Below are 21361 nucleotides of genomic sequence, written 5' to 3'. Positions count from 1 at the left end.
ACTTTATGAAAGAAACTACTCCCGCAGCCATGCCTCCCTGTTTCGATAGATGGTGTCAAAAGTTTGATGATTTACTGAGAACTAAAGCGCAAAAAAGGGAATTCAGACATTATTTAGGAGGATTATTAGGGGAAAGTGAGCGAAAAAATGTATCTCAAATGGCTAAAGACGCAGTAGAGGTCACATACCACAAATTACACCATTTCTTAACTGAAGCAACTTGGTCAGCGAACAAGATAAATGAACGTCGCTTAGAAGTGATGAACAAGTGTAATCAAACGAGAATCAGTAAGGGATTTAGTCTAATTGTTGATGACTCTGGGCATAGAAAAAGTGGTAACTTTACCGCAGCAGTAGGTCGTCAATATATTGGGGAAATTGGGAAAACAGATAATGGCAATGTTGTAGTAACAACTCATCTATATGATGGCCAAAAAAGCTTACCTTTAGACATAGAACTATATCAACATGGTAATTCGTTGCCCGAAGGAAAGAAAGACAGAGAATTCAAGAAAAAACCCACCTTAGCCTTAGAATTAATCGATAAAAGTTTGAAGAGGGGATATCGACCAGGACTAGTATTAATAGATTCGTCCTATGGTAACAACACAACTGTTTTACTCGAACTGGAAAAAAAGAAATTAAAGTATATAGGAGGAATCGCTAAAAATCGTAATATTTTGGTTAAAACTCCATCAAATCAATTAGAAAAAATCAGAGTAGATGAATATGCTCAATGGTTATCTGATGAGGAATTTAAGGAGATTCAAATCCAGGGTGAAAAACCTAGAACCGTCTGGGTAGCAATAATAGAAGCAGAAATATCAAGGCTAGAAGGAATCAGAAAAATAGCTATCGTCATGAGTGCACCAATCTTTGAAGATGCTGAAGATATTGACTACTTACTCACAAATGTTGAGGGAGAAATAGTAACCGAGCAATGGATAGTTCAAACTTATGCTCAGAGAAACTGGATAGAAGTTTTCTATCGAGAAGCCAAGGGATGGTTAGGATTAAAAGAGTATCAAGTTAGAGATAAGAAGAGTTTGGAAAGACATTTTATTCTAGTTTTTTGTGCCTATACTTTTATCCTTTGGCATAAGCTTACTGGAGGTTTAAGAAGACGTTGGGCGAACAAACCTTTGGAGACATTTCCTGAAGCATTAGAAGCTTTTCGTACAGGTATATCTTATCGTTTTGTCCAATGGTTGAACCAAAATCGCGACGTATTCGTAGCTTATAAAGCTAGTTTGGGCTTTGTTTGGGCTTGATTTTTGTTTAAGTACCGCTAGCTCTTCTGGTTTTGGTTTTAATAATTCAGGGTGCTGTAGACAAGGTGCGGGCAATTTAATACAACCCAACTCGTGGAATTTGTATACATCGATCTCTGTTGATAGATGAGAACCGATTAATATCTGTCCGCTATTAGAGTGATTACCACAATCAAGCCACCAAAGTTCTGTGGCGACATCTCTGGTGTGCCAAGATTGATATTGAGATAGAGCATCAGCAATCGATTGACGAGCGATCGCATTATCGACACAGCCAATTATAATTTTGAGCTTGTGTTCTCTCTGATAATAGTCTCTGGCAACTATTTCTGGGTTAAATAAAGCTGGTAAAGCTTCAATTTGAACACCCCAACTGAGACTGTATCTCAATGCTAGAGTCTGAGCTTTATTTAACCTAATTTCAGCATCACAGAAATTCTGGCGCAGGACATTTTTCTGCTCTACGATATCGGGATCGATAAATATTAAGGTCGTAGTTTTGCCTTGTTCGTTTAGAGTTCTAGCCAGCCGACAGAGACTGAGGGCGAGCCAACTACCAGTACCACCACATCCAATAAGATAAAATTCTAGCCGTTCGTATCAAGGAAGTACGACCGCTTTAGCCTGAAGAATGGAGTAATCGAGGGGCATATGAGTAAATGTCATAAATGGTTTAAAAGTTTAATTGAAGCCTTAGAAAAAGATCCATGTTGGGACATCGATACCTCAAAAACTGCTTCTAAACCAATTCCCGATAGGGCAAAGCAAACTATTCGATCGAAAGAAAAAAACAGAGATTTTTTTCTTTTTATTGTTGTAGTTGCGCCAAACTTTTTTGCATAATATCAATCAAATTTTGTCGATTGAATTCATCTAGATTGGATATTTGTATGCTTTCTAGAGATTTAATACATTTTTCAACTTCTTTAGTTAGTCCTGGCAATTTAGGATGGCTTGGTTGATATTGAGCAATAATTTCTTTAATTTTCTTGTTAGTTTGACTTAGAGAAAGCTCTTGCTTGAGAATTTCATCAATTAATTTACGTCGTATCTTCCGAGCCTTTTGTTCGGCTATGTTTAGTTTCTTTGCTTTTATTTTATCGACCGCTTTTGCCAACGCATCTTTTAAACCCCGATTTCGTATAGCTTCTTTAATATCATCTGCTATTTTTAACATGGGAAAATAATTTTGATTGACAGAAAGAGGGTTAAATCCATAGTCAAAGATAATTTGACAGGTGATTCTTTCTGATTCGGATAAACCCAATTCTTCAAGCTGCTGTGGGACATTTTGCTCATTTTTGAGTATTGCCCCTAGAGCTTTTTGCTTACCCTGACGTTTAAGTCGAACGACCGCAGTATTGAGAATAGTAGGAATTTTTTCCTTGCTTAAACCTTCAGTTTTAGCTTCAATCCTTCCGATCAAAGAGTTAGCCAAGTCGAGAGTATTAATGTTCGACTTACTGATTGCAGCAATAAAAACATCATCATCAAAGGTTTCTTCGTTGTAATCAATAATTATTGCTTTAATTGTAGACCAGCCTAACTGTTTAGCTGCTGAATAACGACATTCACCATCAAAAATTAGATAGCCGTCAATGTTTGGTGGTTCTACTAGCACAATAGGCTCTTTCTGACCCACTTTAGCCATGCTTACTTTACGTTCTTCGACCACGTAAAAAGAACTTCGAGGTTGCCTGGGGTTAGGATTTATTTGGGTTAAAGGAACATCTTCAATTCCTTTTTGTCGATAAGCTTGCTCTAACTGCTGTTTGAGTTTTTCATTTTCTTGTTGGAGAAGAGGTATTTCTTTAGCTTGCAGGGCACTTCCAAAGGACTCTTCCAAATTAATTTGTCTTTTAGCCATGTTTGTCTCTACTGATTTTTTATAGTATTAATGACATAAGGTGCGATCGCTGGTAGCTTTTGCAGCATTTTTCCATCGAGCCCCTTTAGTTTGGATTGATTCATGTTTTTGAACAGATGACCATCTTCGGTAAAGTCATAGCAGGGTGTCGAGCCTGGTGAATCTAAAAAAATAGGTAGACCCATCGCATAAGCATTGAAAAATCTTGAGGATTGGCGAATAGGACTGAAACATAATGTATTAAATTTTTCAGCGAATGAGGGAAACTGATTTAGAGTATTACGCTGAATGGCTGCGTTGTGATCGTATCTACTTGGTAATATGCCAAGTATTTCTGGTGATGATTTGAGATAGGTTTTGTATTTGTATAACCATTCAAACAGTGCGTTAATGTCAGAGATACATTTCTGGGTCATTTCAGCACAAATGATTAAATGCGTTGCTGCACATAGTGCCATTAAGGATAATTGACCTTGCTGACCTGGAGCATCAATTAAGATGACATCATGAGGTAAAGAAAATTGCGACAAACATTCTCGCAAACGAAACATTCCAAATGGATCGCCTGTTAACTGTCTAGATACCGACTCTAAAGAATTTCTCTCAGCCTGACATACAACGGCTTTATTCTTCAAGGTGTCCGACCACAATGGTAAAAATGGATAGTTCCCGTCAAAGCCATCAGCGAGAATTGAAGCGGTACTAGATTCAGCAGTAGGCTTGGGTAAGCCACAACAATCGTGTAAAGAATTTCTATTGTCAAGTTCGATTAAAGCTACAGATAAACCGCTTTGAGCTAGCAAATACGCTAGATGCACCATAAGCGTTGTCTTTCCAGTTCCCGTTGAAGATAGACTAGTGATTATAAATTTTTCTTTCATTAAGCCTAACTATAACAATTGCCTTTTTTTCTATCTTTTTTTGTACCCTAACGTTAGGGTATACCCCTTTAAAATAAAAGGAATATTTTAGAGTCTCCTGTTTGTCTCAAAATCCATAGCTCGAACTTAAACTGTACTTACAGAGATCTGCACTAAATCTGCCCGAAATAGATTGAGACAGTATTAACTATACTCTCTATTATTCAAAACTGTCTCTACCGCTTTGTTAACATTTAAGTTTTTGTGAATTGGAACTAGGTCAGAAACAGGATACCGACAGCGAGCAGAAACTCTGCTTCTTCGATGTAGAAGCTTCAAGCGCTCGATAATGCTGTTAAACTTTAGCGATTTCGCCTGGGTATAATCTTGGTTAAATACACTGCCAATAAATTTTTGCCAAGTTGACTCTATGTTCGATAGACTGGCTGGGTGCAGATGAAGGTTGCCCCAGCAAATTCTTCCGTCATTCATTACATTGGGGAGAGGTGCGTGATAGATAAAAGATCGTGCGTTAAACTTCGCCTTCTTGATTGCCCAAACAAAATAGCTTGTGGAAATTCCGACAAAAATGAAACTCGGTAGGGGTACGTGTAATTGTTCGTCCTGTATCTGTAAATCGTATCGCCGTTGGGGATAGAAACTGACAATCCAGTCTTCCAGTACACTACTGCCATGCCGAACAACGTTTTCAGGCAACCATCCCGTATCAGTTGGCTCATTAGCAAAAGCATTGCGTAAAACATCTGAAGTCAAGCTTTTGTAAATATGCCGATCGCCTTCTAAGTAATGAAGAATATAATTGCGATCGACAAATAAGAGTTCGGCATCTAAATGCTCTAAATTTCTCAAGCATTGAGAAATAATTTCACTGAGAGTGTCCCCAGATATTATTGGCGAGTCGTGCATTGATTCCATAATTTGACAAGGTATAAAAAATTGGTAGTTAAATCGTTTTCTAGCCAGTCGATAAGAGAACCGACCACTTCTAAAATTCTCTGAGCTTTTAAATGCTCTCTATGGAGGTAGTTAATATTTGCTATCGACCAATTAATTAATGGTCGTTCCTGACCTACCCTGTGTCCACCCTCCATCCTCATCGAGCCAAATATTGTTCATATTTTGCTCTAGTAACTTGAGAGTTATGGGTAAATAGCAAACAGGCGCACCAGCTTTGAAGCATAAACGTCTCAACTTTTTATAGTTAATACTATTAGGATGAGCGATCTCATTCATTAATGGCATAGAGGGAAACTCGGCATTAAACCATTCGCTGTAACAATCTGCACCGAGATGATTTTGCCAATGCTCAAGGTTTTCTCTGCCAAGGATAGACATGGGTAATAAAGCTTTATCACCTAGTGACAGATCGCAGTAAGACATTTCATAATCTTCTAGCTGCTCCATTCCTAGAGGAGTTATAAGAATTCGACTCGGCTCGATAAGGTACGTTTGTTCTTCTAATAGGTAGTCTAAATAACCTAAAGGAAACAAATTATCATTGATGTGCTGGAGAAATTCCAGTTCTCGCTCGGTATACTTCAGCCATTCTTCATTTTCTTCCAAGTTGGGATAAACTGAAGCTTTGCTTTGACTATATTGCTGGGGAAAATAATAGCTGTAAGGAAATAGCAATTGATATCTTAATGCTCTCTGTTCTAGATATTTAATCGCATTGCTAATTCCCGAAATATCATAACATTGACTGAGAAAAGCGAGCGCTTGTTCGACGGTAGTAATTTCTGAGGTTTGAGTATTTACATTCATTCTCTTCAGCGATTAAAAAGTTGTGTCCGCACCTGGGCGTTAGCTTTTAAAAATCTTAAAAAAAGTAAAGATCTGATGAAGCGATAAATGCAGTCGTATTAATATCGATAAGCTAGATTATTCAAATAATTACCGTGTTGAGCTATCAATTAGAAAAGTATCTGTATTCCTCTTGGCAAAAGGACACAAGATTCTACATCATCGAACTATGTCAAGACTTATGGGGAAATTGGCTACTTAGAAAGACCTGGGGTTCGGCAACAAAGAGAGATTTTGGTCGCTCAATCTCTACTGCATGTCCTAATTACGAGACGGGAGTAGAGCTTTACTACAAGGCTGAAAAACGTCGTTTGTCAAGAGGCTATGATGTTATATCTGCCTAAATCAAAAATAACTAACAGGTTGTCGACCTTACTCTAATGTCAAAGCCTTCGTAAAAATCTTCCGATGGTACGAGTTCAAAATTACCAAATAACAAAGCAATAAAAACCTGTGCCGTAGATAAATCGGTCGCTCTGACAATCTGAGCCAAGGTGTTAACTTGAGGATTATTTTTCAGACATCCTAATACTTTGTCTATCCAGGCATTGATATTTTCGTCATAAGCTAGGGAACTAACTTCCGAACTTATTCGCTCCTTACTATATTTTTCTATTGCTTCGCCAGATGTTAGAGCTTGAATTGCGACCGACGATTCGCGTTGGTATTCTGCTCTGACTGGGGGTTGGAGATATTTCTTTAGGAAATTAGTGTTAATGCTTTGTTGTGTCAAAGAAGCTAAAAATAGACTAAAGCTACTATCTATTTCGGTGTCGGTTAGATCTATTTTTGGTTGTCGAGAATCTTCTAAAGCTGCCTCTACTCGTGCCAGAATACTCAGACTACCCTGGTAAAACAACTCACCCGCTCGCCGTAGTTTGATTTCATCTCTCAACCCAGCTCGATCGATTTGGTTAACTTGTTGAATGATACTGCCAAATGAGTAGTTCACAATACTTCAATTCAAATTCTCGTTGCTACATAACATTGGTTTTGCATTCGGGACAATCAATAGGATTGAGCCAATAAATCAGTCCAAAGCAATCGATCCCGTACTCGGTTTCCAGATAAGCCAGTAGTTTTTGGATATATTCTTCTAATTCAGGTTGTCTCAATCCGCAGACGTGCTGGGGTAGCATTTGATGTGATAGCTTATTACCCTGGTAAATATGAAGCGCGATCGCGTGAACGTACTGGTTTTCTTTGCCATATATTCCTAGTTCGGCTCGATAGGCTTCGGGTAGTATTGGCTCAATCGTTTCGATACCTCTTTTCCTAGCAGCGTCTGAGCGACGTTTGGCGTTTACCTGGCTCTTGTTTCTCAGCCGATAGCGTTTGACACGACAGTTATGTTCGACGTAACATTCAGCGTTTTTTTCTTTGGCCTCATCTTCACGGCGGTAATTTTTGGCACAGTATACACATTTAGGATTAGCTTTTCTGCCCATTAATCAGGTTCAATAATATCTTTAAAGTTAAGAAATTTACCTTGTTTGACCATTTTGAAAAAACATGTTGGTTATTTTTACGATACACTTCAAGCGACTGGATTATTTATTTAGCAAAGAGAAAATTGTATGAGTACTGGTACTGTAAAGTACTTTAATAACGAAAAAGGCTTTGGTTTTATACTTCAAGATGACGGAGGCAAAGATCTTTTTGTCCATGCCTCTGAAATTCAAGGCGAACGCAATACTACTCTCAATGAAGGACAGAAAGTGAAATACGAAGTCGGACAAGGCAGGAAAGGACCTTGTGCGGTAAACGTTATTCCAAATTAATTTGGCTGGCGAATTTGATATAGTGAAGTCTGTTTGATGTTAGTTTCGATCGAACAGGCTTTACTGTATTACACTCAAGCTTTAACGATAAATTTTTCAATCTAACTGGCAAGCTCTAATTCTGCTAGCTCTCCCGCAGCTAAAGCTATCATGGTGTTTACTGCTTCTGTTGGCTCTACTTTTAATAAGAAACCATTAATCGCCAAGAACATACCAATAGCCAAAAAAGCAGCGCGTTTGTTGCCATCATTGAAAGGGTGATTTTTGGCAATGCCATAAGCATATACCGCAGCCAGCCGAGAAATATTTGTCACCTCTCCATAAACAAAAAGATTTCGCGGACGAGCTAAAGCAGACAAGAATAAACCTTCATCTCTCATCCCTGAAAGTCCCCCGAATTCTGCTAGAGTTTCTCTATGTAACAAACGCAACGCATTTGCATCGATCCAGATGGGCTCACTCACTCAGCTAAAGCTTTGAAAACTTCTCGATTCTGCTTGATAAAAGCGCGACCCTGTTTTATCTGATTCTCTACTTCTGGATTATAAGGACTCAGCACGTATCCTTCAGGTGTCTCAACTGCGTACAGAGAGTCTCCTTTCTCTAACTTCATACTATGAAGCATTTCTACAGGAATTACTACCCCTGTTGAGGAACCTACCGTCGTTAATTTGAGCGTATACATGATATAGAAGTAACTCGCTTATTATAACGATCATTATAATAACATATTTTTTTTGGTAAGAAGTTGAATAATAGCGTATCAATTGCGTATCAAATTAAAAGCGTAAAAACTATATTTACCTGTAAGCTATATTTAGTAGAATTTACAGCTATTCTAATGTTTCTTTCAACTTCTGATTAGGACACTTATCGGGGGTTAAACAACATTTCATATTGTTAATAACAAATAAACATACATCTCATACATAAACTATAATTGAGGTATGAATTTAGGGGGAACAGAGGTGATGAAAAACACTATTACTCAAAAGATAGAGATACCCAAGTCGAAGCAGGAGGCAGTGACGGTAATACTCAAACAGCTAGAAAACTTGTTTGAGGTAGCAGAACCAGAAGACTTGATCCGCATTCAGCAGTCGCTTTCACCTAAAGTAGTTTCTCCCCAAGAAAGAGAACTAGCCAAAAAAATTGCAGGGAAGGATTTTGTCGAACCTAATCCGAGTAGATTATTAGAGCTACAGCTTGGCAACTTAGAGCGTTACTATCAGCGTCGTCGAGAACTTTTAGCTGACAGTATAACGTCTTCCAAAGTAGCAGAGCTATTAGGCTGTGAGAATAGATCGACAGTTCGCGATCGCAGATTGGCTAATAAAATACTGGGAATCAAGGACAAAGGGGTTTATAAGTATCCGCTTTGGCAATTCGATCCCGAAGGGGATGACGGAGTAATCGATGGTTTGACCGAAGTCTTAGCAGCATTAGATGTTTCTGACTTTACCAAACTCAATTGGTTCTGTAAGCCTCATTTAGCTATGAACGGTAAGACTCCAGTTGAGATGCTAAAACAGGGAGAAATAGAGGCGGTAGTAGTTGAAGCAAGAGCAGTAGGTGTGGGCTGGTAATGGTTGTGGTTCGTATGCCTCCACCAATAGGCGGGATTAGTCCGACTCACGTAACTTTGAAAAGTGGAGAGGTACTAATTAGGATATTCGACCCGACACGATACGGTGCTACTGCAATAAGCTTTAGAAACTATGGACCAATTAGTAGATTCGACCATCATCGAAAATACTCTAACAAGATCGATCGAGATAGAAGTGTTATTTATGCGGGACGGACTTTATCTTGTTGTCTGGTAGAAATATTTGGTGATGGTGGGGTGATCGCAATCGAACCACAGCAGATAGCTTTTTTGACTCTGACAAACAACATAAAACTTCTGGACATAAGAGGTTCGGGAGCGATGGAAGCGGGTACTGTAGCTGCTATTTCAAGTATTACCCAAAGAGATATTTCGCAAGCATGGGGAAAATATTTTTACGAACATCCCGAACTATATGATGAAATTGAAGGATTAATATTTTCGGGGGCGCATAACGGAGAGGATGCCATAATGCTTTACGAACGAGCAAAAGTAAAAATTGAATCGGCAAGGGTAGAAGTATTAAACCTAAACCATCCAGATTTAGTAGCTCCAATCTTAGAAATTGCTGAAGTTCACGGATTATTGGTCAAATGAAAATTGAGATTGTTCCCGTAGCAGAAGAAAGAAAAAGTAAACAAGAGCTTCAATCGATAAAACCAGCGATAGTTGTCCCCGAAACGGAACGGACATATCAAGCTGACGGGGTTTCCCCGTCAGTCTTGTCCTCAACCACTAACCTAGAGGATATTTTTGCCCGATTCCTAATGATGGAAGTAGGAGATGGTGCAGCGTCCTCCGATACGATTCGTAACTACCTGTCCCAAACCACACAGTATTTGAAGTGGTGCCGAGATAATTTACTCTCGCCCACCGAGGCAGAACCAGAAGATATCAGGGAATACCGACAACATTTAGTTAACTCTGGATACGCTAACTCGACGATCGCTACCAAGCTTAACATTATTAGAATCTTCTACAAAGCAGCACAAGCTCATGGATTAATTACTAATAATCCCGTAGCTAAAGTTAAAGCTCCCAAAGATAGAAAAGATCCTGCCGCTCGGATTACCTTTTTGGAGGCAGAGGAATTGAAATATCTACTCGACTATCTTCAATCTCAATTAGAGCGAGCTAAGACGAATAAAGACAAACTAAGCTTGTTGCGCGATCGCGCTCTAATTGGCATTATGAGTTTGGAAGGTTGCAGGACGGTAGAAATGCACCAACTAAAGGTAGCAGATATTGTCAGGCAGGGCATAAAAACTGGACTACAGGTATCTGCCAAACGAGCTAGCAGAATTGTTCCTCTGACCGAGAACTTAGCTACCCAACTAGATGAATATCTCCAGATGAGGAGGAAAGTTTTGAGGCGAAAAATCAAACCAACAGATTATGTTTTTGTCTCGCTTAGTAACAACAATAAAGGATGGAGATTATCTAGACGCAGCATTAGGGAGATCTGCGATCAGACTTTAGTAGCTACCAACCTCAAACATACTCCTGGTAGAACTCTCACGGCACACAGTCTCAGACATACTGCTGGTACGTTGGCACTGAGAACTGGTGCGGATTTAAGACAGGTACAAGATTTACTAGGACACGCCGATCCCAGGACTACATCTATCTATGCCCATGTAGGCGATCGCTGGGAACATAACCCAGGAGTTAGTATTGAAGAAAAGTTCGATCTGTCTTAATTTACTTTTTTCGTTTAACTTTAGTCAAACACTGGTAATGGTAATTATCTTTGATAAAAATGAGTAGGTAATTTGTACTTTAGGGTGAAGATTGGTAAATTTGGATTGGGCGATCGCGTTTAGGTAAATTAGCGGAAAAAACTGCTGTTTTAGAAATTGAAGGAAGTATGTGACGGATTCGCCCGTCAGGTGTGAACGTGTTCACTTCTCAGTTACCTGAGCTTTCGGATTATTCCGTTCCTCTTCCGAACAAGAGTACTATTTTGATTTTTTGTTCTAGCTGTCACTGTAAAAACTTACATTACTACTAAATTAACCAATCGTGCGAGATTACTTTGTCTTTTTTTTAAAAAGAAGTCTCGTACTTATTGTTCTCTGTTCGACAGTAATTTTTTGAGCAGTTCCATACTCCATTATCGTTAAAGCAGTCTCGCACGCTGGTATTTAAAACTTTTGCTCCAAGTTAGCTTCTAAACTATCTTGCAAACGTTTCCGCTTTTTGTTCAAAGACCGCTTGCTTTTTCTGCCTTTAGAGTTTCGTGAGAGCTGCTTACCTATTGATTTTTCAAAGTTCTGGAAATTTACAGGTATCTCTTCTTTGAGCGATAGCTGATTTGAGCAACCACTGCGCTCGACCGTTCCTATAGCGGGGGGGATTCCCGCAATATGCAAAGCACTATTTTTTAGGGCTGACTGACTCGCAAGACCGACTCTCTCCGCTGTTTCTTGAGTTTTATTCGTCTGCTTAGCGAGTTTAGCTTTTTTCTTATCAGAGATGCTTGTTTCTGTAATATTACCACCTTCGACCAATTTTTGTTTGATTTTGACTTTGAAGTTTCCTAAAGCCGAGTCGGACTTATGGCGGTTAATTTCGGCTATTTTTTCTGCTCCGTTAGGGTCGTAGGTTTGAGATGTTTGTCGATTGAGTTTGGGGTCTGGTTTGGGTACTGTTTTTAGGTTTTGGACTATGGAGATCGCGAGATCGCTATAGATATCTGTAATTCTGGAAGAGTGCCAGTGTTGCCAGCTCTCTCTTTGAGCTTTAATTTTCTCATGAATTTGACTGACTTTTTGGCTTTGTTTCTGCCAACGGTTCGAGCCGTATTGACAGCGAGATAGTTTTTGTTGTTCTTGGGATAATTTTTTGAAAGATTTTTCTAGATAAGAAGGAATGGGGGTACTAAAGTTTTGTCCTTTATCTTTGTACTGACTCAACGATAATTCTAGGTTTCCCGCTACTTGTCTAGCTCTTTTTTTTCTGGGAGGCGCATCTACCCAACCTAGCTGTAAATAGTATCCAGAAGCTTTGCGAACAATTTTAAAGGTTGAAATATCTGCGCCAGGAGTAATGCGAGTGCTTAATCCTTTAACTTTTAGCCAGCCTAATTTAGGAAGTTTAACTCGATTGTTTTCCCAGTCACATCTTCCCTGAGCGCGAAAAGATTCGGAGGCTAAAGTACGAATCTTGTCTTGGTACTTCTTATATTTTGGCTTTCGAGCTTTACCCTGCTGGTAGCACTTCCAGGCTTCCATCACTACCAAACCAAGGTAGTCATTAACTAAAATCATTGGTATATCTTGTTCTTTTAGCCACGGATAGCGTTTTTGTGCAAACGGTTTTTGCAGATCAATCGCCGAGTAACGCGAGATTAAAGGCTCTTTTATCCAGTGAGACTTTACGAGATCGATCGAATATCGTGTTTCTGTATTACCCTCAACTTCCCAGCCTTTGGATTTATTTAGTCTAAAATCTGCTGCGATAGGTGTATAAAGAATATAATCTTTCCCCAGCTTGTAGCAGTTAATAGCAGTGGGTTGCACCTCAAACCCCCAAGTGTCAGGAACACTCATACACTTCTGATAGCGATCTCTCCACTGCTTCCATTCTAAAATTGCTAAGGCTCGATTCCAAACAACTTTGAGTATTTCTAGCCAATTGTCAATTTGCGATTGCTGTCGAGCGTTTAAATATAGCTTGAATTCAATTGTTTTCATTTCAACTTCAAGAAATTTTAGGATTACCTTTATCTCGGCTCAACGCCATGTAACTTGGTACTAAATCCGCCACAAGAACCTCCTAAAGAGTGTTTTTCTGACCCCCTTTTGCTCCTGCTGCACAGGGATGAGCACGAATCATGGTGCTATCGGGAATTAAACTTTCTAAGTCAGCAGAGTGGGACATTTCTTGCAAGAGACGATGCCAAACTCCCTTCTGACACCAACGCCGATATCGTTTGTAGAGGCTGTTCCAGTTGCCAAAACGTTTGGGTAATTCACGCCATTGAGCACCTGTGCGAGTAATCCAGAGAACCGCATTCAGAAAACGACGACAAGCTTTGGGGTCTTTGATACGGATGTCTTGTTGGTGGCTCAGAACAACGAAAATTTGCTGCCAAGCAGAATCGTCCAACTTAACACGAGATTTCATGAAGAATTTTTTGACTAAAATCAGCAACTTCAGGTACTTTCTCATCTTTGCCTCTTTACGTCAACAGAACCTAATCTTCATCGTTGAGATTGGCAGCAATATTCACTTTAACGCTAAGTTCTTTTGAAAGACTTTACTTTCAATTAAATGAGCTTCCACATCTTGACGTAAATGCCAGACGGGACGTAACTGTTTTTGAGCAAATAATTTTAATTGCTCTACAGAAGGAGTAGAGTTTGGTTGAGTAGCATTGCCATAAGTAGTGAGTGCCATAGCCTTAACTGGTTGAGAGAACTCAACGGCAGCGACGTAAGAATCACCGTTAAATGCCTGATAACGTTGGGAGTTTGACTGGGGGATAAAATCAACCACCCGAAAAATACCAAGCTCTCCCGGACCGCCATTTGCAGGTAAATCGACATGGCTATGTTGCAAACGAAATACTTCACCCCAGGGAACATTGATCGCGCCGTAATCTTGTTCGATCTTTGTAGCTACAGCTAAAAGTGTTGCGACAGCTTGTTGGGGATTGGCTAAACCATCGGGAGTATTTAGAGGAGAGCTTTCTTGCCAGGGCTGACTAAACAAGGTGTCGAAGTCGCTTTCTTCTAACCAAGCAGCGAATAATACTGCTCCTTTGCTATTAGCATTAGCTTGACGATCCCATTTACTTAGTACATCAGCTACTTTTAAAGCTAGAGGACTACCTTCTTGTCGCAATGCAGGTAGTAAATCGTCCAGGAGACGGTCAGCCGTTTCCATGCGAGTTGAGTGTTTATAGGCAATCATTTCTTCTAGAGAAATTTTACTATCTTCTGCAAGCATCAGAGCAGAACTTTGCGGTCGAAAGTCCATAAATTGGGGTGCGATGTAAGGAGGATAGTTTTCTGGAGCGATCGCCCTGGGAAAAGTAGTTGTCCAGGGGGGATCGTTGGCGTTTTGTAACCAACCACTGGTCGGATCGGCAATACGGGGTAGGTCTCGATAGGGGTGGATCTTTGTCCATAAAGTATCGGAAGTATCTCCAGGAATAATGCCTCGCCAGTAAGCAAAATCTCCCCGATCGCGAATCGGAACCTGTCCATTAAACAAGTGCATAATATGCCCCTCGCGGTCAGCATACATGATGGTAAACATCGACAGTTGTAGGCGTTGCAGTACCTTTTCAAACTGTTGGAAGTTCTTGGCTTTTGCCATATCCCACCATTGTTCTAATACTCTAGGACGATCTAAACCGACAACTCTTAGGGCTAAGGCTTTACCCTCTTTCTGTTTAACTAGTGGTCCATGAATCGAATTTTGTCTGGTAAGTTCTTGCGATCGCATCGTGCCATCTTCTTGTTTTACCTGGATTTCGGTAGTTTGCCTCTCGAAGTCGTGTACTTCACCATCAAATAGATATCCTTCACCAGAAAGGCTTAATTCATAGAGATCCCAACCATCAAAAGTATTAACCGTGTGCGTCCAACCCAAATTATTGTTAAAAGCGATCGCCAGAACGGGAACGCCTACTAGGGTCGCACCATAGGCATCGATTCCAGGTGCGGTAATTTGTGCTTCGTACCAGAGGAATAAATCCGACCAAGGTAAATGGGGGTTAGCTAGTAGCATCGCATTACCGCTCGCAGAACGACTAGGGGCGATCGCCCAACCATTAGAACCTTTAGATTGTTGTGGTTGTTCTAGTTCATTACCTAAGTTGGAAACGGTTTCTGAATCTGTTATGAAGGTAAAATTAATTACTCGTTGGACGTGAGCGATAACATCTTCTCCTGTTATGGGTAAGACTACTTCAACTTCATCGTCAATTAATTCGGGATGTTCCTGGGCATATTCATTAATACCAGCAGCAAAGACATCTAAATAACCACGAAAAGCAACATTTTGCTGTTCGTACCATGTTTTTGCCCGTTCGGGAATGCCCATTGTAACTACCCACTTATCTGATTCTAGATAGTTTTCTCCCCAATATTCGGCAGCCCTGCCTCTAGCCTGACCGTAAAGACGCAAAATAAGATCGCCGTGACTCTGCGCTTGCGCCCAACCAAAGGCTTTAAATGCACCTTTAGCATCGACTCCATAAACATGAGGTATGCCGTAGTCATCCCAGAGTATTTCGGTATTTTTTGAGGTACTGTGTATCTGACGGGGTGACAACCCTGTGAGAAGTCAGACAGTGTAGGGAACAGAGACAACCTATGGTAAAAAAGATTCGGTCAGTTATTGAGAATCCGACCGAACCCTAAAAAATGTTAAACCAATTGTACCGCAATCATCTTTCACGTTATCTGAGTGATGACCAACTAATTACTTTGGAAGTGCTGGTATACCTTATCCAGACCTACAAACAAGTAAAGATAGAAAGACTAGCTGCATACTTCCCTTTACCAATTAAATATGAGAGCCGTCGTCGCCGAATCCAAAGGTTTTTGAAGTCCTCAGCTTTATCAGTTTCGTTAGTCTGGTTTCCCATAGTCAAAGAAGTAGTTCAAAAGAAATTCTTGCCAGACCAGACAATTTATCTAGTCTTAGATAGAACTCAATGGCAAGATAAAAATCTGTTCATGGTTGGAGTAGTGATGGCGAAAAGAGCTTTGCCTATATACTGGCAGTTTCTAGAGAAGAAAGGAGCCAGTAACTTCGCTCAACAAAAAGCCATATTACGTCCAGTATTGAAGCTGTTTAAACAACACCAAATCGTTATTTTAGGAGACAGAGAATTCCAGAGTGTTGAACTAGCTAAGTGGCTGACCCAGCAGCAGGTCTACTTTGTGCTTCGACAGAGAAAGAGTACGAAGATAATGGTAACTCAATTAGGTTTTACTCCCTTAAAAGACCTAGACGTTAATCCAGGAGACCAACGGTTTTATCAAGAAACTAAAGTCACTCAACTGCATCAAGTTTCGGGGATTTATTTAGGGGTCTATTGGCGACGTATTTACCGAGGCATGGGGGCAAAGGAACCCTGGTATCTGCTGACAAATTTACCCAATTTACCTGAAGCTGTCAAAGCCTATAAAAAGCGCGTAGGGATTGAGGCGATGTTTAAAGATTGCAAGTCAGGTGGCTACAATCTCGAGGGGTCGCAAGCTCAGATTGAACGCCTTACTCGTCTAGTTTTGCTCATCGCCATTGCTTACACTCACTCGGTGTTCAAAGGCTGAAGGGGTGACAAGGGAGCTAGAAAGATTGCTGGATAATAAACATAGCTCGTAGACCCCTCTGGTAAAAAGGCAGCTTATTGAGATTGAGCCACATCAATTTGTTTATCCATTCCTTCATCAAGGTAAATGAAACCAGCCAGCTACTACCATATAAACCAAGCCAAAAGTAGCTGTTGCGAGTCAAAGATTGTTTAATTTTTCGATGGCGACCGATGTATTTAGACTGACCTCGAAGGCTAAGAGTATGTCCTTTGAACACCGAGTGAGTGTAAGCAATGGCGATGAGCAAAACTAGACGAGTAAGGCGTTCAATCTGAGCTTGCGACCCCTCGAGATTGTAGCCACCTGACTTGCAATCTTTAAACATCGCCTCAATCCCTACGCGCTTTTTATAGGCTTTGACAGCTTCAGGTAAATTGGGTAAATTTGTCAGCAGATACCAGGGTTCCTTTGCCCCCATGCCTCGGTAAATACGTCGCCAATAGACCCCTAAATAAATCCCCGAAACTTGATGCAGTTGAGTGACTTTAGTTTCTTGATAAAACCGTTGGTCTCCTGGATTAACGTCTAGGTCTTTTAAGGGAGTAAAACCTAATTGAGTTACCATTATCTTCGTACTCTTTCTCTGTCGAAGCACAAAGTAGACCTGCTGCTGGGTCAGCCACTTAGCTAGTTCAACACTCTGGAATTCTCTGTCTCCTAAAATAACGATTTGGTGTTGTTTAAACAGCTTCAATACTGGACGTAATATGGCTTTTTGTTGAGCGAAGTTACTGGCTCCTTTCTTCTCTAGAAACTGCCAGTATATAGGCAAAGCTCTTTTCGCCATCACTACTCCAACCATGAACAGATTTTTATCTTGCCATTGAGTTCTATCTAAGACTAGATAAATTGTCTGGTCTGGCAAGAATTTCTTTTGAACTACTTCTTTGACTATGGGAAACCAGACTAACGAAACTGATAAAGCTGAGGACTTCAAAAACCTTTGGATTCGGCGACGACGGCTCTCATATTTAATTGGTAAAGGGAAGTATGCAGCTAGTCTTTCTATCTTTACTTGTTTGTAGGTCTGGATAAGGTATACCAGCACTTCCAAAGTAATTAGTTGGTCATCACTCAGATAACGTGAAAGATGATTGCGGTACAATTGGTTTAACATTTTTTAGGGTTCGGTCGGATTCTCAATAACTGACCGAATCTTTTTTACCATAGGTTGTCTCTGTTCCCTACACTGTCTGACTTCTCACAGGGTTGTCACCCCGTCAGGTTCAAAGGACATACTCTTAGCCTTCGAGGTCAGTCTAAATACATCGGTCGCCATCGAAAAATTAAACAATCTTTGACTCGCAACAGCTACTTTTGGCTTGGTTTATATGGTAGTAGCTGGCTGGTTTCATTTACCTTGATGAAGGAATGGATAAACAAATTGATGTGGCTCAATCTCAATAAGCTGCCTTTTTACCAGAGGGGTCTACGAGCTATGTTTATTATCCAGCAATCTTTCTAGCTCCCTTGTCACCCCTTCAGTACTGTGTATACTTGTTTGCCCAATAAATAAAGCTATAAGTAAACCAATAAGAAATAAAACTGGTTTGAGAGATTTAATTGAAACTCTGCTGCACATAAACTGTTACTTATAAAATTTTTGCTTAAAGAATTGAGACTACTAATCAATCTCTTCATCTCTCAAAGATAGAAGAGGGAGCTTAAACCCTTGGGTCAACAAGCTATGAACTACGTAGCTTTTAGCTACGAGCTAACTGTAAATAGCTATCTGTTTAATCAATTCGGGAAGTAAAGACTGAGATGAATGGATAAAGAAATGATCTCCAGTTAGCATCTTGAGAGAAAAAGAACCTACAGTTTGTTCTCTCCAGGCTTCGAGTTGTTCTAGTTGAACTTCTCGATCTTGTAGTCCGCCAAAAACCGAAATCGGACAATTTAAGAGGGCTTCAGGAGTATAGTGATAATTTTCTAACACAGCAAAATCTGCCCGTAAAATTGGTACGAGCAATTCCATTAGTTCATTATTGTTTAATACTGCTTCGGGAGTACCTTTTAGTTGGCGTAGTTCTTGGATAAATTCTGCTTGAGGAAGACTATGAATTGGTGGCTTTTCATCTTTGGTTTGAGGCGCGCGACGACCAGATATAAATAAATGAACTGGTTCTAAATTATATTCACGACGAATAAAATGAGCTAACTCAAAGCTAACTAAACCTCCCATACTGTGACCGAAGAAGGCAAAAGGTTTATCTAAATAAGGTAGAATCGCCGTGGCGATCGCTTTTACTAGTGGCTCGATCTGTCTAAGAGGAGTAGATTTAAGTTGAAATCCCCGTCCAGGTAGTTCTATCGGGCAAATTTCGATGGTTTTAGGCAGGCGATCGAGCCACGGACGATAAATATATGAATTACCACCTGCGTAAGGAAAGCAAAACAAGCGCAAAGAAGCCGAAGGATTTGGTTTTACGTAATTAATCCATGGGTTAGTGGTCTCTGTAAAGGTCATAATATTCAAACCACATATTAAATTAACATCGCTCGATAGAAGGCAGAAGGAAACTTGTTCGGATGAGAGTTTGTACCCCCATCCGCATACTGCAACCTGTAGAAGATAGGAAATTATACTAATTCTCGTGCATTAACAAGAGACTTAGTAGAGTTAGGAAAAGGGGAAAGGGAAAAGGTTAATGCTTTGTATAACAAGCCTTTTCCCCTTACCCTTGTATCTTGAATTTAGGATCTTGAATCCTGATAGTTTAGAGAAAGTAGTAGACCGTCTTACCCTTGGTTAATTAAAACCGTGTTAAAGCTGGGTCACTACAATTTCTCTCTCCTCAACTAGATTTGTTAGCTAGCGTACCTGGAATTGGGGAAGTCGTAGCTGTAACTCTTATTTCATCTTTACCAGAATTAGGTAAAATTTCCCATAACTCAATTTCTTATTTAGTTGGTGTTGCTCCTTTGAATAAAGATAGCGGCAAATTTCGTGGCAAACGAAGAATTTGGGGCGGAAGGGCTAAGATTCGTTGTGTGCTTTATATGGCAGCTTTGGTAGCAATTCGTTTTAATCCCCCTATTAAAACTTTTTATGAGCGTCTAATTCAACAAGGTAAACTCAAAAAAGTTGAGGGGCTGTCTCTTGAATTTACTTCAAGAGCTTGTAAGCCCCGTGCCATAACAGCCTGTATGCACAAGCTTCTAGTTGTTTTAAATGCCATGATGAAGAACAATCAATCTTGGCAATCTCAAACCGTCAGCTAGCTCTCCCAATCATACTTGAGTTTTCAAAGTCACAAAATTTTGTCATTGTGGTGACTCATCAGCATAGCTGAATTATTTAGCTAGCGATCGCCCATTATGACAAATTAAACTTGACATTCAAGACAATCGCTTTAACCTTTCCCCAATCTCCACAGATCGATGAGCGCGTAACATCAGTTACTCAACCATTTCAGCCATTTTCTTTCTCAAACTAAGTGGTCTCATGTCCGTCCAAACTTCTTTGATATAGTCTAAACATTCTTGTTTTAAACCACTTTTACCTACATCTTTCCAACCTAAAGGATTTTCTTTGTCAGCCAGCCATATCGAATATTGTTCTTCATGATTGACTACAACCTTATAAGTTCTGTTATCTTCTTTATCGTCTTGATACATGATTTTCTCCTATTTTGTTAATTAGTTGTAGTTTGAAAGCTTGACAGTTTTGAGTTATCCAAAAAGCAATTAATTATTACTCGCTGCTGGGGTTACTTCTTCAATCGATTCGAGATGTCCTTGACCTGCTAAAGATTTAAGATCGAGATCGGCAATACAGCGAACTTTTTCATAATTGAGTGTTAGATTGCCTACTAAACAAACTTTTCCTGTTTGACTTTCAAAATCAGCCTCTTGTAAATTAGATGCTTCGGGATCGAGTCTGACACCGAGTTCGGTTCCTCCTTGAGTATTGGTAAATTTAATATGGACGTAACCGCGATCGATACTTTCTTTTAAAGCCTGGGCTGTTTTATTGGGTTTTAAACTGGCTTCAACGGGATGGTTTCCTGTGGCTAATCTTTGTACTAATTCATTCATGAGTAATTTATTTCCTTTCGATAGTGGTAGCAATTAAAAGAACGCAGATGGCAGACGGCAGATGGCGGAAGTTTACTGGTTAACGTGAGTTCGATAAAAACAGAAATTATTAGTCTCGTAACTAAACAATGATGGTTTCAGCTTACGAAAGAATAAGGCTTTAAGCTTCTGCCGAACTCACGTTGGTTAAGAAGGGGATTTAAACCCCGCACTTTTCCTCATCCTCCTTAAAGAAGAAGGGTACTTATACCAAAGGTATGAAGGTAGAAGTTAGCCTAATCTTCTGCCCTCTGCCATACAACTTCTGCCTTCAGGAGCGAAGCGACGTTAATTATTTAAGAATCTACTTTTTCCGAACTAGTTGATGTTTTTACTTCAGTAGATTCATAATTAGGGATCTCAAATGAAAGGGTGTTGGTACAAAAATCTTTCCATTCAGGCGTTACGGTATCGAAAATAATATTTTCATCTTTATATATGCCATCTGTAACTACGTAATTTTCTTTATCTACAAGAAAATCGTCATCTGTCAAAACTCGATTATGTTCTACTTCCTTGCCATCAATTTCTTGTTTCTCTTTTCTAGTATTTTCTTGATTTTCAGTCCAATTGTTGAATTGACGTAGTTGTTGAATTGGATAAGCTTTGCAGTATTTTCCCATTGTTGCCATGATTACAACTCCTTTAATGTGTTCGTGTTTAATCGATGATTAAGTTTATTTCGGGTTTTTGAAGGAAGTACAATAAAAGTGGTTTGGTATCGTGAGGCTGAATTGG

At 39.8% G+C, this 21361-nt stretch carries 25 protein-coding genes and 1 pseudogene; 9 read left to right on the top strand and 17 right to left on the bottom strand.

The genetic code is table 11. The features are described 5' to 3' along the window. Positions 1 to 5 precede the first annotated feature (5 nt). Positions 6 to 1271: an IS701 family transposase gene (locus tag ACLFKQ_RS27845; RefSeq protein WP_448999339.1), complete on the top strand. Its 1266-nt coding sequence runs from the start codon at positions 6 to 8 to the stop codon at positions 1269 to 1271. Here ACLFKQ_RS27845 and ACLFKQ_RS27840 read toward each other — a convergent pair. The 5 genes from ACLFKQ_RS27840 to ACLFKQ_RS27820 all read right to left on the bottom strand — a co-directional run bounded on the left by ACLFKQ_RS27840 (position 1164) and on the right by ACLFKQ_RS27820 (position 5783). Beyond that, on the bottom strand, positions 1164 to 1847 hold the full coding sequence (locus tag ACLFKQ_RS27840; protein ID WP_449002914.1) for a ThiF family adenylyltransferase: 684 nt from the start codon (positions 1845 to 1847) through the stop codon (positions 1164 to 1166). The two genes, ACLFKQ_RS27845 and ACLFKQ_RS27840, sit on opposite strands and share 108 nt — an antisense overlap. A 232-nt stretch (positions 1848 to 2079) precedes the next feature. Next, positions 2080 to 3138: a ParB/RepB/Spo0J family partition protein gene (locus ACLFKQ_RS27835; protein WP_449002895.1), complete on the bottom strand. Its 1059-nt coding sequence runs from the start codon at positions 3136 to 3138 to the stop codon at positions 2080 to 2082. Positions 3139 to 3146: 8 nt separating this feature from the next. Next, positions 3147 to 4019, bottom strand: a complete 873-nt coding sequence (locus ACLFKQ_RS27830) for a ParA family protein (protein WP_449002894.1) — start codon at positions 4017 to 4019, stop codon at positions 3147 to 3149. Positions 4020 to 4202: 183 nt separating this feature from the next. Further along, positions 4203 to 4934: a hypothetical protein gene (locus ACLFKQ_RS27825; RefSeq protein ID WP_449002893.1), complete on the bottom strand. Its 732-nt coding sequence runs from the start codon at positions 4932 to 4934 to the stop codon at positions 4203 to 4205. 132 nt (positions 4935 to 5066) lie between these two features. Next, positions 5067 to 5783 (bottom strand): hypothetical protein, encoded by a 717-nt coding sequence (locus ACLFKQ_RS27820; RefSeq protein WP_449002892.1) that lies wholly within the window; start codon positions 5781 to 5783, stop codon positions 5067 to 5069. Positions 5784 to 5917: 134 nt separating this feature from the next. Between ACLFKQ_RS27820 and ACLFKQ_RS27815 the strand changes: the two genes are divergently transcribed. Further along, positions 5918 to 6166 (top strand): WGR domain-containing protein, encoded by a 249-nt coding sequence (locus tag ACLFKQ_RS27815; RefSeq protein ID WP_449002891.1) that lies wholly within the window; start codon positions 5918 to 5920, stop codon positions 6164 to 6166. Between the two features lie 11 nt (positions 6167 to 6177). On the opposite strand, the gene ACLFKQ_RS27810 is transcribed toward ACLFKQ_RS27815, so the two are convergent. After that, positions 6178 to 6774: a hypothetical protein gene (locus ACLFKQ_RS27810; protein ID WP_449002890.1), complete on the bottom strand. Its 597-nt coding sequence runs from the start codon at positions 6772 to 6774 to the stop codon at positions 6178 to 6180. A 25-nt stretch (positions 6775 to 6799) separates the two neighbouring features. Further along, positions 6800 to 7270, bottom strand: a complete 471-nt coding sequence (locus tag ACLFKQ_RS27805) for a hypothetical protein (protein WP_449002889.1) — start codon at positions 7268 to 7270, stop codon at positions 6800 to 6802. Positions 7271 to 7399: 129 nt separating this feature from the next. Here ACLFKQ_RS27805 and ACLFKQ_RS27800 point away from each other — a divergent pair, with 129 nt between their 5' ends. Then, positions 7400 to 7603 (top strand): cold-shock protein, encoded by a 204-nt coding sequence (locus ACLFKQ_RS27800; protein ID WP_449002888.1) that lies wholly within the window; start codon positions 7400 to 7402, stop codon positions 7601 to 7603. 101 nt (positions 7604 to 7704) lie between these two features. Here the strand turns inward: ACLFKQ_RS27800 and ACLFKQ_RS27795 are convergent, their stop codons facing one another. Both ACLFKQ_RS27795 and ACLFKQ_RS27790 read right to left on the bottom strand, forming a co-directional pair. After that, on the bottom strand, positions 7705 to 8067 hold the full coding sequence (locus ACLFKQ_RS27795) for a type II toxin-antitoxin system death-on-curing family toxin (RefSeq protein WP_449002887.1): 363 nt from the start codon (positions 8065 to 8067) through the stop codon (positions 7705 to 7707). Continuing rightward, positions 8064 to 8288: an AbrB/MazE/SpoVT family DNA-binding domain-containing protein gene (locus tag ACLFKQ_RS27790; RefSeq protein ID WP_449002886.1), complete on the bottom strand. Its 225-nt coding sequence runs from the start codon at positions 8286 to 8288 to the stop codon at positions 8064 to 8066. Before ACLFKQ_RS27790 ends, ACLFKQ_RS27795 begins: the two co-directional genes overlap by 4 nt. 262 nt (positions 8289 to 8550) lie before the next feature. On the opposite strand from ACLFKQ_RS27790, the gene ACLFKQ_RS27785 reads away from it, so the two are divergent. From ACLFKQ_RS27785 to ACLFKQ_RS27775, 3 genes are read left to right on the top strand one after another with little or no spacing between them, the layout of a single operon-like run. Next, on the top strand, positions 8551 to 9189 hold the full coding sequence (locus ACLFKQ_RS27785) for a hypothetical protein (protein WP_449002885.1): 639 nt from the start codon (positions 8551 to 8553) through the stop codon (positions 9187 to 9189). Continuing rightward, on the top strand, positions 9189 to 9806 hold the full coding sequence (locus tag ACLFKQ_RS27780) for an RES family NAD+ phosphorylase (RefSeq protein WP_449002884.1): 618 nt from the start codon (positions 9189 to 9191) through the stop codon (positions 9804 to 9806). Before ACLFKQ_RS27785 ends, ACLFKQ_RS27780 begins: the two co-directional genes overlap by 1 nt. After that, positions 9803 to 10909 (top strand): tyrosine-type recombinase/integrase, encoded by a 1107-nt coding sequence (locus tag ACLFKQ_RS27775; protein ID WP_449002883.1) that lies wholly within the window; start codon positions 9803 to 9805, stop codon positions 10907 to 10909. Before ACLFKQ_RS27780 ends, ACLFKQ_RS27775 begins: the two co-directional genes overlap by 4 nt. A gap of 444 nt (positions 10910 to 11353) precedes the next feature. On the opposite strand, the gene ACLFKQ_RS27770 is transcribed toward ACLFKQ_RS27775, so the two are convergent. The 3 genes from ACLFKQ_RS27770 to ACLFKQ_RS27760 form a co-directional block, all read right to left on the bottom strand. Continuing rightward, positions 11354 to 12904, bottom strand: coding sequence for a transposase (locus ACLFKQ_RS27770; protein WP_449002882.1), 1551 nt, complete (start codon positions 12902 to 12904; stop codon positions 11354 to 11356). Positions 12905 to 12986: 82 nt separating this feature from the next. After that, positions 12987 to 13382, bottom strand: coding sequence for a transposase (locus ACLFKQ_RS27765; RefSeq protein WP_449001707.1), 396 nt, complete (start codon positions 13380 to 13382; stop codon positions 12987 to 12989). Between the two features lie 57 nt (positions 13383 to 13439). Further along, positions 13440 to 15494, bottom strand: a complete 2055-nt coding sequence (locus tag ACLFKQ_RS27760; RefSeq protein WP_449002881.1) for an acylase — start codon at positions 15492 to 15494, stop codon at positions 13440 to 13442. A gap of 92 nt (positions 15495 to 15586) precedes the next feature. On the opposite strand from ACLFKQ_RS27760, the gene ACLFKQ_RS27755 reads away from it, so the two are divergent. Further along, complete coding sequence (locus tag ACLFKQ_RS27755; RefSeq protein ID WP_449002880.1) at positions 15587 to 16501, top strand: IS4 family transposase; 915 nt, start codon at positions 15587 to 15589, stop codon at positions 16499 to 16501. A 16-nt stretch (positions 16502 to 16517) separates the two neighbouring features. On the opposite strand, the gene ACLFKQ_RS27750 is transcribed toward ACLFKQ_RS27755, so the two are convergent. After that, positions 16518 to 17660: an IS4 family transposase gene (locus tag ACLFKQ_RS27750; protein ID WP_448998311.1), complete on the bottom strand. Its 1143-nt coding sequence runs from the start codon at positions 17658 to 17660 to the stop codon at positions 16518 to 16520. A 54-nt stretch (positions 17661 to 17714) separates the two neighbouring features. Between ACLFKQ_RS27750 and ACLFKQ_RS27745 the strand changes: the two genes are divergently transcribed. Then, on the top strand, positions 17715 to 18008 hold the full coding sequence (locus ACLFKQ_RS27745; RefSeq protein ID WP_449002879.1) for a hypothetical protein: 294 nt from the start codon (positions 17715 to 17717) through the stop codon (positions 18006 to 18008). Between the two features lie 249 nt (positions 18009 to 18257). On the opposite strand, the gene ACLFKQ_RS27740 is transcribed toward ACLFKQ_RS27745, so the two are convergent. After that, a complete protein-coding gene (locus tag ACLFKQ_RS27740; RefSeq protein WP_449002878.1) occupies positions 18258 to 19013 on the bottom strand; it encodes a thioesterase II family protein in 756 nt (251 codons plus the stop codon). A 335-nt stretch (positions 19014 to 19348) separates the two neighbouring features. On the opposite strand from ACLFKQ_RS27740, the pseudogene ACLFKQ_RS27735 reads away from it, so the two are divergent. Continuing rightward, positions 19349 to 19768, top strand: a pseudogene (locus ACLFKQ_RS27735) (transposase); the annotation flags it as partial. Between the two features lie 177 nt (positions 19769 to 19945). On the opposite strand, the gene ACLFKQ_RS27730 reads toward ACLFKQ_RS27735, so the two are convergent. From ACLFKQ_RS27730 to ACLFKQ_RS27720, 3 genes are all read right to left on the bottom strand, one after another. After that, a complete protein-coding gene (locus tag ACLFKQ_RS27730; protein ID WP_449002877.1) occupies positions 19946 to 20164 on the bottom strand; it encodes an MbtH family protein in 219 nt (72 codons plus the stop codon). A 69-nt stretch (positions 20165 to 20233) separates the two neighbouring features. Then, positions 20234 to 20584, bottom strand: coding sequence for an MbtH domain protein (locus ACLFKQ_RS27725; RefSeq protein WP_449002876.1), 351 nt, complete (start codon positions 20582 to 20584; stop codon positions 20234 to 20236). A 335-nt stretch (positions 20585 to 20919) separates the two neighbouring features. After that, entirely contained in the window at positions 20920 to 21255 is a 336-nt protein-coding gene (locus ACLFKQ_RS27720; RefSeq protein ID WP_449002875.1) for a hypothetical protein, read from the bottom strand. Positions 21256 to 21361 lie beyond the last annotated feature (106 nt).

The organism is Myxosarcina sp. GI1(2024), assembly GCF_053543375.1.
The sequence above is the reverse complement of the archived record's forward strand: the minus strand, read 5'-3'. Positions and strand labels throughout refer to the sequence as shown.